The organism is Catellatospora sp. TT07R-123, from assembly GCF_018327705.1.
GTDB lineage: Bacteria > Actinomycetota > Actinomycetes > Mycobacteriales > Micromonosporaceae > Catellatospora.
In genome coordinates, this window is the sequence record NZ_BNEM01000002.1 from 2,415,435 (window position 1) to 2,430,533 (window position 15,099).

Sequence of the window (15,099 nt, forward strand, 5' to 3'; positions counted from 1 at the left end):
AGTCCTCACTGGCTCTGTGGTGGGAGGGGATGCGGGTCAGGCCGCGGCGGCTTCCATGCGCCGGCGCAGGCTCGCCGGTCGCATGTCGGTCCAGACGTCGGCGATGTGGGCGAGGCACTCGTCCTTGTTGCCGGAGAAGCCCTGGTCGGCCCAGCCGGCGGGCAGGTCGCGGTCGGACCACCAGATCGAGTACTGCTCCTCGTCGTTGCGCACGACGGTGTAGCGGATCTCGTCGCTCACGGGTGTTCTCCTTGGGTGAGGTGGGGCTGCCCGGCGGTGCCGGGCCCCGGGTTGGGTCCGCCACCGAGGAAGCCGGTGACGGTGGTCCCGGCGCCGGTGCGCCGGGCCTCGTCGCGTACCCAGGCCGCCAGGGCCAGGTCGAGCACGCCGAGTCCGAACGGGGAGAAGACGGCCGTCGTGTCCGGGCCCGGCACCGGGGCCAGGCCGCGGATCAGGCCGCCGATGGTGGCGTGGATGAAGTCGCGGCCGCCGGTGGCCAGCTCGGCCAGGTGCAGCGAGGTGCGCTCGCGGCAGACGTGGTCGACGTCGTCGACGACGTTGGCGACCGTCAGCAGCGCGGCCGGGTCGATGTCGCGCAGCGACACGTGCAGCACGCGGGTGCCGGGGGCGCACGCGGACAGGTCCAGGTGCGGCTCGCCGGCCGTGGTGGCGAGGCTGACCAGCGGCTGCGCGGCCAGCGCGGCGGCGGTGTCCGGGGCGACCGTGAAGACCGCCTTCGGGCACAGCGCGGCGGCGCGCAGGGCGAAGCCCTCGGCCCGCGCCGGGTCGTGGTCGTACAGGGTGACCTGCGCGAACGCCGGCAGCAGCGCGGCCAGGAAGCGCAGCACCTCGAAGTTGATGACCCCGCAGCCGATCAGCGCGACGCCCGCGGGGCGGCGCTGGGCGGTGAGCAGGTCGGCGGCCAGGGCCGCGCTGGCGGCGGTGCGGCGCGCGGAGATGACCGCGCCCTCCAGCAGCGCCTCCGGGTGCCCGGTGGCCAGGGAGTTGACCAGGATCGCGGCGCTGGCGCGGGCGATGCCGCGCTCGATGTTGCCGGGGAACGACGAGATCCACTTCAGCCCGGCCACCGGCTGGGGGCCGCCGACGTACGCGGGCAGGCCGATGATCCGGTCGCGCGGGGCGTCGGGGAAGCGCAGGAAGACCGAGTGGGGCAGCACGGTGCCGCCCTCGTCGTGGCGGCGGTACGTCTGGCGCACCAGTTCCACCACGTCCAGCTCGCGTCCGTCCAGCAGGGCGGTGACGTCGTCGTGGCCGAGGATCAGCACGACTTGCGCTCCTTCCACAGGTGGGAGACCTCACCGAAGTGCTGGTGCACCCACTCGTCGGAGTAGATGGTGTCGATGTAGCGGTCGCCGCCGTCCGCGAAGATCATCACGGCGTTGGCGCCCAGCGGCAGGCGCGGCAGCATCCGCTCCAGCGCCGCGGCGGTGGCCCCGGAGGAGCCGCCCGCGAGGATGCCCTCGCGGTTGACCAGCAGCCGGCACGCGACCACGCACTCCAGGTCGGACACGTGCACGACCTCGTGTGCGGCGGCCGGGTCCAGCAGCGGCGGCACCACCGAGGCGCCGTGGCCGGGGATGAGCCGGGGGGCCGGCTCCTGGCCGAAGATGACGCTGCCGACGGCGTCGACCGCGATGAACCGGGTCGGCAGGTCGTGCAGGCGGGCGTACTCGGCGCAGCCGCGCAGGGTGCCGAAGGTGCTGGTCGAGCAGACGAGGTAGTCGACCTTCCCGTCGAGGGCCTGCACGATCTCGGCCATGGTGCGGTGGTGCGCGCGCGGGTTGAGGTGGTTGGCGTACTGGTTGGGGCTGTACGCGTGCGGGATGCTCTCCAGCAGCTCGCGCACCCGGCGCAGCCGCATCGGCAGGTACTCGCCCGTCTCCGGGTCGCGGGTGCCGATCATCTCGATCTCGGCCTGGTACGCCCGCAGGATCGCGAGGTTCTGGGCCGTGGTCTTGGCGTCCACCACGCAGATGAACCGGATGCCGTAGTACGCGCAGATCTGGGCGATGCCGATGGCCAGGTTGCCGGAGCTGGACTCCACCACCACCGACCGGCCCGGCTCCAGCTCCCCCGACCGGATCTTCGCCAGGAGCATGCTCAGGGCCGAGCGGTCCTTGATGCTGCCGCCGGGATTGAAGCGCTCCAGCTTCGCGAAGACACGCACGCCGCTGCCGCTGAACATGTTCTCCAGCTCGATGAGCGGCGTGTTGCCGACCGTCGAGAGAATGCCTTTCGGAACTACGCTTGCCACGGCTGAACCCTCCATTCGGGACGCCATTGCGCGGTCATGCACAACGGTGCGGCGATGCGCTATACCGGGTCTATACAGATTCGATGGATCAGGCGGCGCCGAACGCGAGCAGCCGCGACTGCTCGGCGGCGTCGACCAGCTGCACCCGCGACAGGCGGGTCTGCGGGGCGTCGCAGGCGACGGCGACCACGCGCAGCAGCTGGTCGGCGAAGCGATCGACGGTGGTCCGGTCGTACAGCTCGGTGTCGTAGCGCAGCGAGAAGCTGAACCCGCGCGGGCCCTGGGTGAACTCGACTGTCAGGTCGGCCTGCCCCTCCAGGTGCGGGACGTCGAGCATGGTCACCCGGTGCGGCCCGAGCCGGATCGGCGGGTCTCCGGCCACCGGCACCTGGTCGCCGCGCTGGGCGGCCACCATCGTCACCGCGGTCCGGAACAGCGGCCCGCCCTGGCGGCGCCCCGCGCCGACCAGCGCGTACGGGTAGGTCCCGCGCGCCGTCGCCTCGGTCAGCCGCCGCCCGACGGCCGCGACCGCCTCCGCGACGGTGTCGGTGCGGCTCAGCCGCACCCGGACCAGGACCGTGTTCACCAGCAGGCCCACCACGTCGCGCAGCGCCCGGCTGCGCCGGGTGGTGGTGGGGCAGCCGATGGTCAGGTCCTCCTGGCCGGTGTGCCGGTGCAGCAGCACCAAGAACGCACCGGTCAGCACCGTGAACGGGGTGACCTGCCCGGCGACCGCGGCCGCGCGGACCCGCAGCGCCAGCTCGGGCGGCAGGTCGCGGGTCACGGTCGCGCCGGTGTAGGCGGGACGCTCGCCGCGCTGGCGGTCGTGCGGGATCCCGGCCGGCTCGGCGCCGTCGGCGACCTCGCGCCAGTACGCAGCCTGCTCCTGCCCCAGCGGGGAGGCGAGCATGGCCTGCTCGTTGGCCACGTAGTCGGCGTAGCTGCCGCGCGGGGCGGGCAGCTCCGGTTCGGCCCCGGCGGCCAGCGCCAGGTACGCGGTGGCCAGCTCGCGCCAGACCAGCCGCTGCGACAGCGCGTCGGTGACGATGTGGTGCGCGGCCAGCACCAGCACGGCGTCGTGGCCGCGGCGCAGCAGCACCGCCCGGAACACGTCGTGTTCCAGGTCGAACGGCTGCGCCGCGACCTGCCGTACCAGGGCCAGCAGCGCGACGTCGTCGAGCTCGGGCACGTCGCGCACCGCGAGCACGTCGGCGCCGGGCGGGTCGACGGCCCGCACCGCCGCGTCGCCGTCGCGCACGAACCGCGAGCGGAGCATGTCGTGGCGGGCCACGAGCAGCTCCACCGCGCGGCGCAGCGCGTCGGTGTCGGGGCCGGGCTCGAACAGCGCCGCGTCGGCGTCGTTGTACGCCGCGCTGTCGGGGGCCAGCGTGTGGTGCAGCCACAGGGCCTGCTGGCCCGCCGACAGGGGCGCGACGGTGGCGGGCATCAGCCGACCCTGGTCCCGGCGACGAAGTCGACGAGGTGGCGGACCTGGATGAAGGTGGCGACGTCGTCGTCGGGGACGGTGACGTCGAACTCGCTCTCGGCGGCGGCCAGCAGGTCGACGCGGTTGAGCGAGTCCATCCCGATCTCCTCGAACGAGGTGTCGAGGTCGATCTCGCGGGTCGCGAGCTCCGGCATCACCTCGCGGATGAGCCGGACGACGTCGGAGAGCAGGGCGGTGTCGGTCATGTTGGATCCCATCTCGATGGTCATGGCATGCGCACGATCTGGCCGGCGTAGGTCAGGCCGGCGCCGAACCCGAGCAGCAGGACGAGGTCGCCGGGAGCGGTCCTGCCGCTCTCGCGCAGCCGGGTCAGGGCCAGCGGCACCGACGCGGCGGAGGTGTTGCCGGTGTGCACGACGTCGCGGGAGACCTGCTCGTCGGCGAAGCCGAGCACCCGGGTGAGGGTGTCGATGATGCGGCGGTTGGCCTGGTGCGGCACGAACCAGGCGACGTCGGACAGGCTGACGCCGGCCCGCTCGCAGGCCTGGCGGGCCACCTTCGGCATGGTCGCGGTGGACCACTTGTAGACGAGCGGGCCGTCCATCGCGACGTACTCGTTGCCGTCGTCGAAGACCCGGGTCTCCAGGACCGCGTGGCGGCCGCCGTCGCTGCCCCAGACCACCGGGCCGATGTCGGCCCGCTCGGCGCGGGACACCACGGCGGCGCCGGCGCCATCGCCGAAGATGACGTACGTGTCGGGCGTCTCCGGGTTGATCAGGTCGGAGGTGCGCTCGGCGCCGACCACGACCGCGTTGCGGGCCTCGCCGAGGCGGACCGCGTTGGACGCGTTGGCCAGCGAGTAGGTGAAGCCGGCGCAGACGGCGTTGACGTCGAAGGCGCCCGCGGACGGGATGCCCAGCCGGCTGGCGATCTGCGCCGCCGCGCCGGGGATCCGCTGGAGCCTGGTCGAGGTGGCCAGGATGAGCAGGTCGACGTCGTTGACGTCGACGTCGGCCATGGCGAGGGCCTTGCCGCACGCCTCGACCGACATGGTGACGATGTCCTCTTCGGGCGAGGCGTGGTGCCGGGTCTGGATACCGGTGCGGTCGACGATCCAATCCGGTGTCACGGAGGTCATTCCGGACAGTTCGTCGTTTCCGACACAATGTGTCGGACGGTATGCCCCGACTCCGGTAACGGTCGAGCCGTACACGTCGAGCATCGCATTCCCTTTCGTCGATAGACCGCACTGCTGCGGCTTCGCGAAAGGGACTGTCGAGAGGCTGGCTATATTTTTCCAATACGGTTCTCCACGCCAGCGCCTATAGGAACGGTATAGCCGCCGTCCCTAGCTTTCGGACTCGCATTCGACCGCATCCGAGGGCATCGCGAGGAGACCGACGATGGGCGCCCTGCCCGACAACGACGAGGTGACTCCCGCACTCTGCGCGGAGCTGGCGGACCGGTTCGGGACGCCCCTGTACGTGTACGACGGCGGCACGCTGGTCCGCAGCCTGGCCGAGCTGACCGGGGCACTGCACCCGGCGATGGAGGTCTTCTACTCGCTCAAGGCCAACCCCAACATCAGCGTGCTGTCCCTGCTGGCCGCGCACGGTGCGCGGGCCGAGGTGTCGTCGCTGGTGGAGCTGCGCACCGCGCTGGCCGCCGGAGTCGACCCGGCCGACATCATCTTCCTCGGCCCCGGCAAGACCGCCTACGAGCTGGCCGCCTGCCTCGACGCGGGCGTGCACGCGGTGGTCGCCGAGTCGTTCGAGGAGCTGGCCGAGCTCGACGAGCTCGCCGCGCGGGCCGGACGGCCGGTGCGGGTGCTGGTCCGGGTCAACCCGGCCGAGACCGCCCCCGGTTCGCGGCTGGCCATGGGCGGCAAGCCCCGCCAGTTCGGCATCGACGAAGACCAGGTGCTGGCCGCGGGCGACCTGCCCGGCCGCCACCCGCACCTGCTGTTCGCGGGCGTGCACGGCTACCTGGGCACCCGCATCCTCGACCACACCACCGCGGTGGCCAACACCGCGCAGGTGCTCGACCTGGCCGAGCGCGTCGCCGCCGCCACCGGCATCGGCCTGGACACCGTCGACGTCGGCGGCGGGCTCGGGGTGGCGTACTTCGACAAGGAGACCGACCTCGACCTGGCCGCGCTGCGCGAGGGCATCCACGCGGTGGTGGAGCCGTTCCACCGCCGCCACCCCGGCACCCGGCTGCTGTGGGAGGCCGGACGGTTCCTGGCCGCCCGCGCCGGGATCTACCTGACCCGGGTCCGCTACGTGAAGCGGTCGCACGGGCAGCGCTTCGCCGTCACCGACGGCGGCACGCACCACCACATGGCGGCGGTCGGCATCGGCTCGTTCGTCAAGCGCAACTTCCCGGTGCGGGCGCTGAGCCGCCCCGACGCCCCGGCCACCGGTCTGTGGCAGCTCACCGGGCCGCTGTGCACCCCCAACGACCTCATCGCCAAGGACGTGGCCCTGCCCGACCTGGCCCCCGGGGACCTGGTCGGCATCCTGCGCTCCGGCGCGTACGGCCCGTCGGCCTCCCCGGTGCTGTTCCTGAGCCACGGCCACCCGGCCGAGGTGCTGGTGCACGACGGCACCGCATACCTCGTCCGGTCCCGCGACGAACCCGCCGACCTGCTGCGCCAGCAGCACCTGCACGACTTCTCCGCAACCGGCTCGACGCCGGCCGACAGCCTGCAAAGGAGCACTCGATGAACCGCAACGATGTGATCGACCAGATCCGGATCGTGGTCGGCAAGGTCCTCGGCCAGGAGATCGGGCCGCTGTCGCCCGACGACCGCCTGCTCGACGGCCTCAACCTGGACTCCACCAGCATGCTGGAGATCCTGATGGAGCTGGAGGACACGCTCGGGTTCGAGGTCGACATCGACTCGCTCGACCCGGCCGTGTTCGAGACCGTGGGCAGCTTCGCCGACTACATCGTCGACGCCGTCCCGCAGGGCTGACCCGATGCCGCCCGCCCTGATCACCGCCGCGACCGACCGGGTCCGGCTGGCCGCGCAGGCACACGGGCTGGCCGCCGGGCTGCACGAGATCGTCGCCACCGGCGCGGCGATCCCCTGCTCGGCGGCCGGGCTGACCCTCGTACCGACGGGCAGCCTGGCCTCGGTGGCGTGCTGGCGGCCGCCCGGCGCGACCCTCACCCCGGACCGGGTCACCGTGACCGTGCTGGCCCACGCCTTCGCCGTCAGCGAGGGCCTGAGCCAGGTCCGGGTGGTCGCGCACGCCCCGATCCCCCAGCCCCGCGACGGGCACGACTACCCCGCCGACGACGCGCTGCTGCTGCTCGCCGCGGTGCGGGTCGGCCTGCTGCGCCGGATGCTCGACGCCGCCCTCGCCCACCTGGGCGCCCGGCGCGTGGACGGCCAGCCGACCACCACCCGGCAGCTCGTGCAGGGCGCGATCGCCGACGTCGAGGTCACCGTGCAGACCGCCCTGGCCATGCTGGACGGCTTCGCCGGTCCGGCGGCCGCGCTGGCGGCGCTGCACGAGCGCTTGGACGAGGCGGGCTGGACGCTGACGACGCTGTTCGGCGGCGCCGGCTATCTGCGCGACCACCCCGTGCGCTGCCTCTACGTGGCCGGGCTGGTCCACGACGCCTGGCGCACCGACGACTAGATAGGACCTGCCTTGAACAGCGACGACGAGCTGGCGGCGTTGCGCGCACAGGCCCGGGAGCACGCGGTGGAGCTGCGTGCCCGGGCCCTGGCCGTGGACGCCGAACCCGACCGGCTGCACGAGCTCGCGGCGTCGCCGGCGATGCGGGCCATCGGCGGCCTCGACCCGGTCGCCCTGGGCGCCCGCCGCACCGTGGCGATGCTCGTCGAGCTCGCCCGCGGCGACGCCGGCACCATCCTGGCCTGCCCCGGCCCGGCCCTGGCCGGGACCGTCACCGCGATCATGGGCAGTGAGCAGCAGCGCGAGCGCCTGCGCGCGGCCGTCGCCGACGGCGGCTGGGCGTTCCTGGCCATCACCGAGCCCGAGGTCGGCAGCGACGCCACCGCGCTGCGCACCGAGCTGCGCCCGGCCGGTGACGGCACCTTCCGCCTGTACGGCATCAAGCGCTACATCGGCAACGGCGCCCGCGCGGGCGTCGGCGTGGTGCTGGCCCGCACCGGCCCCGGCCCGCTCGCCCTGCGCGCGGTGCTGGTCGAGGCGGGTCCGCAGCTGCGCGCCCGCCCGCTGGACATGGTGGGGCTGCGCGGGGCCCGCATCAGCGAGATGGAGTTCGACGGCCTGCCGGTCGGCCCCGATGACCTGCTGGGCGAGCACCTCAGCCCGCTCAAGCGCGGCATGTGGGGCATCATGCAGGGCTTCACCACGGTCCGGGTGCAGATCGCCGCGATGGCGGTCGGCACCGCGCTGGCCGTGCACGACTACGTACGCGCCGAGCGCCGCACCTGGCCCGCGGCGCAGCGCGCCGACCTGGACCGCGCGCACGCCGAGATCGCGGCGGTGCGGGCGCTGACCGAGCGCGCGGCCGCGGCGGTCGACGCCGACCGCCAGCGCACCTACCCGGCCTCGATCGCCAAGCTCGCGGCGGTGGCCCTGGCCCGCGACGTCTGCCGGCGCCTGCCGCGGCTGCTGGGCCGGGGCGCGCTGCTGGAGCACCCGCTGCTGGAGAAGTGGTGGCGCGACACGGCGGCCTTCGAGTTCATGGAGGGCACCGGCAACATCCAGCGCCTGCACGTGGCGCAGGGACGCCTCAAGGAACGGGTTGCATCATGAGCGCAAACGTCCGGGTCGGAGTCGACGTGCTGCTGCGTGAGCGGTTCCACCGCCTCGCGCGGCACCCGCGCTACCGGTCCCTGCTGTTCACCGCCGCCGAGCTGGACCAGGCCCCCGCCCCCGCCTCGGCGCAGCGGGTGGAGGAATACCTGGCCGGGCGGTTCGCCGCCAAGGAGGCGGTCGCCAAGGTGCTCGGCACCGGGTTCCTGCGCGGCATCGTGTGGCACGACATCGAGGTGCTGCGCGACCCGCGCGGCGGCCCGTACGTGAACCTGGGCCGCTCCGCGCAGGAGGCCGCCGACGCGAACCGCCTCAGCGACATCTCGGTATCCATCACCCACCAGGGACCCGTCGTGGTCTCCGTAGCGGCAGGACTGAGCACATGAGCATGTCTGAGGAGCGCTGGGACGCGATCGTCGTCGGGGCGGGCCAGGGCGGGCTGACCGCCGCGGCCTACCTCGCGGTGGCGGGCGGCCTGAAGGTGCTGGTGCTGGAGGCCAACGCGATCGCGGGCGGCAGCGCCCAGGTGTTCCGGCGGCGCGGCCGGTACGAGTTCGACGTCGGCACCCACTACCTGCCCGAGGGCGGGCCCGGCGGGGTGCTGCACGCGGCGTACCGGGGGCTGGGGCTGGGCGAGCGGATCGCGTTCGCCCCGCTGGACCCCGACTGCTTCGACCGGGTGGTGCTGCCCGACCTGGACGTGTCCGTGCCCGCCGACCCGGCCGGCTACCGCGAGCGGATGGCCGCCGCGCTGCCGGGCGAGGCCGACGCGGTGCGCGCCTACGCCGACCTCACCCACGAGCTCTACCAGCGGGTGCGGGCCGAGGTCATCCGGCCGTACGGCACCGCGCCCGAGCCGGGCGACCGGCCCCTGGGCGGGTGGAGCACCGCGACGCTGGACAAGCTGATGCGCCACTGCGGCCTGTCGGCGCGGGCGCGCACGGCGCTGGCGGCCCAGTCGCTCAACTACGGGCTGGCGCCCAAGCAGGTCAGCGCGCTGGGCCACGCCGCGATGCTCGGCGACTACCTCGCCGGGGCCTGGTATCCGGAGGGCGGCGGCCAGCAGCTCAGCGCGAGCCTGATCGAGGCGCTGGCCGGGTACGGCGGGCAGCTGCGCACGCGCAGCCGGGTCGAGCGGATCCTGGTGCGCGGCGGCCGGACCGCCGGGGTGCGGCTGACCGACGGCACCGAGCTGCACGCCCCGATCGTGGTCTCCAACGCCGACTACCGCCGCACCGTGCTGGAACTGGTCGGCGCCGAGCACCTGCCGGCCGCGGCGACCGCCCGCGCCGAGCGCGCCGTGATGGCGCTGCCGCTGGTCAGCCTCTACCTGGCCGTGGACGCCCGGGTGGTGCGGCCACCGGCGCACAACATCTGGTGGTACGAGACCGAGGACATCGACGGCCTCTACCAGCGGCTGGCCGACGGCGAGTTCGATCAGCCCGAGGTGGCGTTCCTGAGCTCGGGCAGCGCCAAGAACCCGGCGCACCACGCGGCCGACCACCACACCATCGAGGTGATCACGGTGGCGCCCCCGGGCTGGGAGCACTGGACGGTCGACCCGGCCGACGCGACCCCGGCCGCCGCCGAGGCGTACGCCTACCGCCGCGACGAGGTCTACCAGCGCCAGAAGCAGCGGCTGGAGCAGCAGCTGCTCGACCTGGCCGAGCGCATCCTCGGCACGCCGCTGCGCGGGCACCTGCTGCACTGCGAGCTCGCGACGCCGCTGAGCCAGATCCGCTTCACCGGCGCCACCGGCGGCACCCCGTACGGCCTGGCCACGACTCCCCGGCAGTACGGCGCGCTGCGCCCGGACCACGCCACGGCGCTGCCGGGGCTGTTCCTGACCGGTTCCAGCAGCCGCAACGGGTGCGGGATCAGCGCGGTGACGGTGGGCGGCGTGCGCGCCGCCGAGCTGGTGCTGGAGCAGTCGCTGCTGAGCGAGGTGCTGGCGGGCAAGGTGTACGGCTCGGCCGCGGCCCTGCCCGAGCGCGGCCCCGGCTGGGACCCGCTGCTGGCCTCGCGCGGCACCCGCGCCGACCGCCACCCGGGCCGCCGGGAGCGGTCATGAGCACGACTCTCACGGCGGTGGCGGCGTACCTGCCGGAGACCGAGTTCACGCTGGAGGAGGCGGCCGAGGTGCTCGGCCTGTCCGACCAGGAGCTCAAGCGCTACCGGCGGTTCTTCGGGCTGGACCGGGTGCGCTGGGCGCCGCAGGCGCGGCAGGCGGACCTGCTGGTCGAGGCGCTGCGGCGGCTGCCGGACCTGGACGCCCACCGCTCGCGCATCCGGTACGCGGTGCACGCCCGCACGATCGAGCCGACCGGCCCGTACGCGGCGCAGCCGCTGCACGAGGCGCTGGCGGCGGTCGGGCTGGGGCACGTGCAGGCGTTCGCGATCAGCCAGCACGCGTGCGCGTCGGGGCTGCTGTCGGTGGATCTGGCCGGGCGGCTGCTGACGGCCGACGGCGACCCCGACGCGCTGGTGCTGGTGCTGACCGGCGAGAAGACGTATCCGCACGTGGCCCGGTTCATGCCGGCCGCGATGGTGATGGGCGAGTCGTCGGCGGCGTGCCTGGTGGGCCTGGACGGCGCCCGGGACCGGGTGCTGGCCTACACCACCCGCACCTTCGGCGAGTTCCACGCGATCACGGCCCGGTCGGGCCCGCTGGCGGCGCAGTTCGAGCAGATGTACATCCCGGCGCTGGCCGATCTGATCACCGACACCGTGGCCGCGGCCGCGGCCGGGCTGACCCTGGCCGACCTGCGCCTGGTGCTGCCGCACAACGTCAACCGGATCTCCTGGACCCGGCTCGGGCGGCTGCTCGACCTGCCGCTGGACCGGCTGATGCTCGACAACATCGCCCGGACCGGGCACTGCTTCTGCGCCGACCCGTTCATCAACTACGTACGTGCCCTGGAGCTGGGCCTGCTGCGGCCCGGCGACCACTACCTCATGGCGAGCGTCGGGCTGGGCGCGACGTTCTCGGCCATGCTGCTGCGGCACTAGGAGGCCACCGTGCTGAGGATCGCTGCCGTCGCGCACCTGCGGTTCGACTCCGACCAGGGGCGCCCGCCCTTCGACGGGCTGCGTGAGGTGTTCGCCGAGCGGCTGGCCCCGTACGCGGTGCCGGTCGCCGACGAGCTGAGCGGCAACCGCAACAGCTTCTCCCGGATGTGCGCCGCGGTGCTGGCGCGGCTGTGCCCGCAGGACGTGCCCGACGTGGTGCTCGTCGCGCACGCGGCACACGACTGCGACCTGAGCACCTCGATCGCGGGCTACCTCCAGCAGCGGCTGCCGGGTGACCCGCTGGTGTTCGCGGTCAGCGACCAGGGCGCCACCACCGGGTTCGCCGCGCTGACCCTGGCCCAGGCGCTGTACGACACCGGCGGCGGCACCCGCATCGCCGTGGTGCTGCTGGACCAGGCGACGTTCCCGTACACCGATCCGCTGCTGGCCGGGCTCGACCGCCGCCAGGACCACGCGGTCGGGCTGCTGCTGGCCCCGGACGGCGACGTCGCCGTGACCGGGCTGCGGGTGTGCCCGCGCACCGGTCCGCGCTCGCCGGCGCTGGCCGAGGCGGTCAAGGAGGCGACCGCCGCCCCGGCCGGGGTGGTGGTGGCCGGGGCCGGGCTCGACCCGGCCGACGTGGCCGCCGCGGCCGCGGGCCCGGTGGTGGTCCGCCACGCCGCCCGCGACCGGCTGACCACCGCGGTGTGGTCGGCGCTGGCCCAGGAGCTGTCGGTGCCCGACGCCGGGCCGCGCACCGTGGTCGCGGTCGAGCACGAGACCGCGCTCGGCTACCTCTGCACGCTCACGCTCACCGTCTCGCCCCGCAACCGAGAGGACCGTCCATGACCGAGCTGCTGCACGACCTGCTCGACACCGCCGCCGCGCGCGACCCCGACGGGCAGGCGCTGACCTGCCAGCAGACCGAGCTGAGCTGGGCGGAACTGGCCGAGGCCAGCCGCCGGCTGGCCGCGCGGCTGCACACCCGGGGAGTACGCCGAGGCGACCGCGTCGTCATCGTCGCCCCCAACCACGCCGTCACCGCGACGCTGGCCTACGCGTGCTCGCGGCTGGGCGCGGTGTTCGTGATCCTGCACGAGCAGGTGCGCGGCTCGGGGCTGGCGCACGTGCTGGCCGACGCCGAGCCGGTGCTGCTGGTGACCGACACCCCGGCGATCCGCTGGGAGGCCGCCGAGCTGGGCATCGCGGTGCTCGACCTGGCCGGGGCCGCCGCGGCCGAGCTGGACGAGGCCGAGGCGGCAGCCCTGGCCCGGGGTCCGCAGCGGCCGCTGGCGGTGGACCCGGTCTGCCTCATCTACACCTCGGGCAGCACCGGGCTGCCCAAGGCCGTGGTGTCCACGCACGCCCAGGTCGTGTTCGCCGCCCGCGCCATCCAGAGCCAGTTGCAGTACCGCGCCGAGGACACCGTCTACATCGCGCTGCCGCTGAGCTTCGACTACGGGCTCTACCAGCTGTTCCTGGGCGCGCTGTCGGGGGCGCACTGCTGGCTGAGCACGTCGGCCGAGATCGGTCCGACGCTGCTGCGCAACCTGCGCCACAGCGGCGCGACGGTGCTGCCCGCGGTGCCGTCGCTGGCGGAGAACCTGGCCCGGATGCTGGCCCGCTACGGTGGCGAGCTGCGGTTGCGGCTGGTGACCAACACGGGTGCGGCGATGCAGCCGGGCACGCTGGCGCGGCTGCGGGAGCAGGTGCCGGGGCTGCGGGTGCAGCTGATGTTCGGGCTGACCGAGTGCAAGCGGGTGTCGATCATGCCGCCGGACGAGGACCTGCGCCGGCCGGGCGCCTGCGGGCGGCCGCTGCCGGGCACGGAGGTGCTGGTGCTGGGCGACGACGGCAGCCCGCTGCCGGCGGGCGAGATCGGCGAGCTGGTGGTGCGCGGGCCGCACGTGATGAGCGGGTACTGGCGCCGCCCGGAGCTGAGCGCGCAACGCTTCCCGCGCCGGGACGGCCTGTTCCCGCAGCTGCACTCGGGCGACTACGGCTGGCTGGACGAGGACGGCTACCTGTACTTCAGCGGGCGCCGCGACGACCTGTACAAGGCGCACGGGTTCCGGGTCAGCGCGACCGAGGTGGAGGCCGCGGTGTGCCGCCTGCCGGGGGTGGAGTCGGCGGCGGTGCTGCCGCCGACGGCCGACCGGCCCGATCCGCGGCTGTTCGTGGTGGCCAAGCTCAGCGCGGCCGAGGTGCTGGAACTGCTGCGGGCCGACCTGGAGCCGTACAAGGTGCCGCAGCGGTGCACGGTGGTGGAACAGATGCCGCTGACGGGCAACGGGAAGATCGACCGCAAGGCGCTGGCGACGGCCCACGGCTGAGATAAACGCAGGTCACACCGTCAGGATGCTGCCATGGCACCTTGATGCAAGATCGAATAACGGATATGGATCTCCGCGGTCGGTAGAAATCATCTCGACACCAATGAACCGCCTTTCCAAGGAGATCTGATGAACACCTCGACCAAGGCTCTCACGGTCCTCGCCGCGACCGCCGCGATCGCTGTCGCCATGGCCATTCCGGCCATTGCCGGCGGCGACGCGGACGGCGCGGCGCCGGGCCGCGCGACCGTCGCCGACGGCTTCGGCTGGGACTCGGTCAACGGCGGCTTCGGCTGGGACTCCGTGACGCCCTCGCCCAGCCCGTCGGCCGCCAACTGAAGCAAGAGCACGCTCCGCGGCCTTCGCGTCCACCGCGGCGTCACCCCTCACGGACGCGACTACGAACACCGGATCGGAAAGAGATGGAATTTCGAATTCTCGGGCCAGTTGAGGTCTGGGGAAGCGACGGGGAAATACCACTCGACGGTTCCAAGCAACGCACCGTTCTCGCGACACTCCTCCTCGCCCGGGGACGCATGGTCTCCGACTCCCACCTGTGCCGGCTGCTGTGGCACGAAGACCCGCCCGCGACCTTCAACGCACAGATCTACACGTACGTGTCGCGGCTGCGGAAGTACCTCGGCGACGCCGTGACGATCTCACGCCAGCGTCCCGGCTACCAGCTCCACGTGGATCCGGCCCAGGTCGACAGCGAGAACTTCGCGCGGCTGGCGCGAATGGGCACCGACGCCCTGCGCGACGGCGACTTCCTGGCCGCGTCCCGCCTGCTCACCCAGGCGCTGTCGCTGTGGCGCGGACCCGCGCTGACCAATGTCACGCAGGAACTGGCCGACGAGGAAGCCCACCGGCTCGACGAAGCGCGGCTGGTGACGCTGGAGGCCCGCGTCGAAGCGGACCTGGCGCTGGGCCGCCATGTCGACCTGCTGCCGGAACTGACCGGCCTGGTCGCCAAGCACCCCATGCACGAACGGTTCCGGTCGCTGCTCATGGACACCCTGTGGCGCTGCGACCGCCGGGCCGACGCCCTGGCCGTCTTCCACGACGGACGGAGGGTGCTCGCCGAGGAACTCGGCGTGTCACCCGGACGGATGATGACGGAGACCTACCGGGCCATCCTCGTCGCCGACGGCGAGAACCAGCAGGTCGAGCGCGCCTCCCGCAGTTCGAGGCAAGCCGCCGGCGTCTAGCCTGACGTAGCGCGATCCGGCCGCGACGGCCGCCACCCGCCTACGCGCAAACCTTCCTCAGCGACCC

At 73.5% G+C, this 15,099-nt stretch carries 17 protein-coding genes; 11 read left to right on the top strand and 6 right to left on the bottom strand.

Annotated features, from left to right (window positions below; genetic code table 11):
* Window positions 1–36: 36 nt before the first annotated feature.
* From Cs7R123_RS30690 to Cs7R123_RS30715, 6 genes are all read right to left on the bottom strand, one after another.
* Window positions 37–240 carry an MbtH family NRPS accessory protein gene (locus tag Cs7R123_RS30690; RefSeq protein WP_212831616.1) on the bottom strand — a complete coding sequence of 68 codons (204 nt, stop codon included), beginning with the start codon at window positions 238–240 and terminating at the stop codon, window positions 37–39.
* Window positions 237–1,286, bottom strand: coding sequence for a 2,3-diaminopropionate biosynthesis protein SbnB (gene sbnB, locus Cs7R123_RS30695; protein ID WP_212831618.1), 1,050 nt, complete (start codon window positions 1,284–1,286; stop codon window positions 237–239). Before sbnB ends, Cs7R123_RS30690 begins: the two co-directional genes overlap by 4 nt.
* Entirely contained in the window at window positions 1,280–2,251 is a 972-nt protein-coding gene (sbnA, locus tag Cs7R123_RS30700; RefSeq protein ID WP_374707100.1) for a 2,3-diaminopropionate biosynthesis protein SbnA, read from the bottom strand. The genes sbnB and sbnA overlap by 7 nt, the downstream gene beginning before the upstream one ends.
* 112 nt (window positions 2,252–2,363) lie before the next feature.
* Window positions 2,364–3,722 carry a condensation domain-containing protein gene (locus tag Cs7R123_RS30705; protein WP_212831622.1) on the bottom strand — a complete coding sequence of 453 codons (1,359 nt, stop codon included), beginning with the start codon at window positions 3,720–3,722 and terminating at the stop codon, window positions 2,364–2,366.
* Complete coding sequence (locus Cs7R123_RS30710) at window positions 3,722–3,967, bottom strand: acyl carrier protein (protein WP_212831624.1); 246 nt, start codon at window positions 3,965–3,967, stop codon at window positions 3,722–3,724. The genes Cs7R123_RS30705 and Cs7R123_RS30710 overlap by 1 nt, the downstream gene beginning before the upstream one ends.
* Before the next feature lie 20 nt (window positions 3,968–3,987).
* Window positions 3,988–4,944: a beta-ketoacyl-ACP synthase III gene (locus tag Cs7R123_RS30715; protein ID WP_212831626.1), complete on the bottom strand. Its 957-nt coding sequence runs from the start codon at window positions 4,942–4,944 to the stop codon at window positions 3,988–3,990.
* Window positions 4,945–5,125: 181 nt separating this feature from the next.
* Between Cs7R123_RS30715 and Cs7R123_RS30720 the strand changes: the two genes are divergently transcribed.
* The 11 genes from Cs7R123_RS30720 (at window position 5,126) to Cs7R123_RS30770 (ending at window position 15,032) form a co-directional block, all read left to right on the top strand.
* The gene (locus Cs7R123_RS30720; protein WP_212831628.1) at window positions 5,126–6,448 is read left to right on the top strand and encodes a type III PLP-dependent enzyme; all 1,323 of its coding nucleotides are present in this window, start codon (window positions 5,126–5,128) and stop codon (window positions 6,446–6,448) included.
* Window positions 6,445–6,699 (top strand): acyl carrier protein, encoded by a 255-nt coding sequence (locus tag Cs7R123_RS30725; RefSeq protein ID WP_212831630.1) that lies wholly within the window; start codon window positions 6,445–6,447, stop codon window positions 6,697–6,699. Before Cs7R123_RS30720 ends, Cs7R123_RS30725 begins: the two co-directional genes overlap by 4 nt.
* A gap of 4 nt (window positions 6,700–6,703) precedes the next feature.
* The gene (locus Cs7R123_RS30730; RefSeq protein ID WP_212831632.1) at window positions 6,704–7,372 is read left to right on the top strand and encodes an acyl-CoA dehydrogenase family protein; all 669 of its coding nucleotides are present in this window, start codon (window positions 6,704–6,706) and stop codon (window positions 7,370–7,372) included.
* 12 nt (window positions 7,373–7,384) lie between these two features.
* The gene (locus tag Cs7R123_RS30735) at window positions 7,385–8,482 is read left to right on the top strand and encodes an acyl-CoA dehydrogenase family protein (RefSeq protein ID WP_212831634.1); all 1,098 of its coding nucleotides are present in this window, start codon (window positions 7,385–7,387) and stop codon (window positions 8,480–8,482) included.
* Window positions 8,479–8,868, top strand: a complete 390-nt coding sequence (locus Cs7R123_RS30740; RefSeq protein ID WP_212831636.1) for a holo-ACP synthase — start codon at window positions 8,479–8,481, stop codon at window positions 8,866–8,868. The genes Cs7R123_RS30735 and Cs7R123_RS30740 overlap by 4 nt, the downstream gene beginning before the upstream one ends.
* Window positions 8,865–10,553 carry an NAD(P)/FAD-dependent oxidoreductase gene (locus tag Cs7R123_RS30745; protein WP_212831637.1) on the top strand — a complete coding sequence of 563 codons (1,689 nt, stop codon included), beginning with the start codon at window positions 8,865–8,867 and terminating at the stop codon, window positions 10,551–10,553. Before Cs7R123_RS30740 ends, Cs7R123_RS30745 begins: the two co-directional genes overlap by 4 nt.
* The gene (locus Cs7R123_RS30750; RefSeq protein ID WP_212831649.1) at window positions 10,550–11,491 is read left to right on the top strand and encodes a 3-oxoacyl-[acyl-carrier-protein] synthase III C-terminal domain-containing protein; all 942 of its coding nucleotides are present in this window, start codon (window positions 10,550–10,552) and stop codon (window positions 11,489–11,491) included. The genes Cs7R123_RS30745 and Cs7R123_RS30750 overlap by 4 nt, the downstream gene beginning before the upstream one ends.
* A gap of 9 nt (window positions 11,492–11,500) precedes the next feature.
* Entirely contained in the window at window positions 11,501–12,340 is an 840-nt protein-coding gene (locus Cs7R123_RS30755) for a hypothetical protein (protein ID WP_212831651.1), read from the top strand.
* Entirely contained in the window at window positions 12,337–13,824 is a 1,488-nt protein-coding gene (locus Cs7R123_RS30760) for a class I adenylate-forming enzyme family protein (protein ID WP_212831653.1), read from the top strand. The genes Cs7R123_RS30755 and Cs7R123_RS30760 overlap by 4 nt, the downstream gene beginning before the upstream one ends.
* A 129-nt stretch (window positions 13,825–13,953) precedes the next feature.
* Complete coding sequence (locus Cs7R123_RS30765; RefSeq protein WP_212831655.1) at window positions 13,954–14,163, top strand: hypothetical protein; 210 nt, start codon at window positions 13,954–13,956, stop codon at window positions 14,161–14,163.
* Window positions 14,164–14,246: 83 nt separating this feature from the next.
* Entirely contained in the window at window positions 14,247–15,032 is a 786-nt protein-coding gene (locus Cs7R123_RS30770) for an AfsR/SARP family transcriptional regulator (RefSeq protein WP_212831657.1), read from the top strand.
* Window positions 15,033–15,099 lie beyond the last annotated feature (67 nt).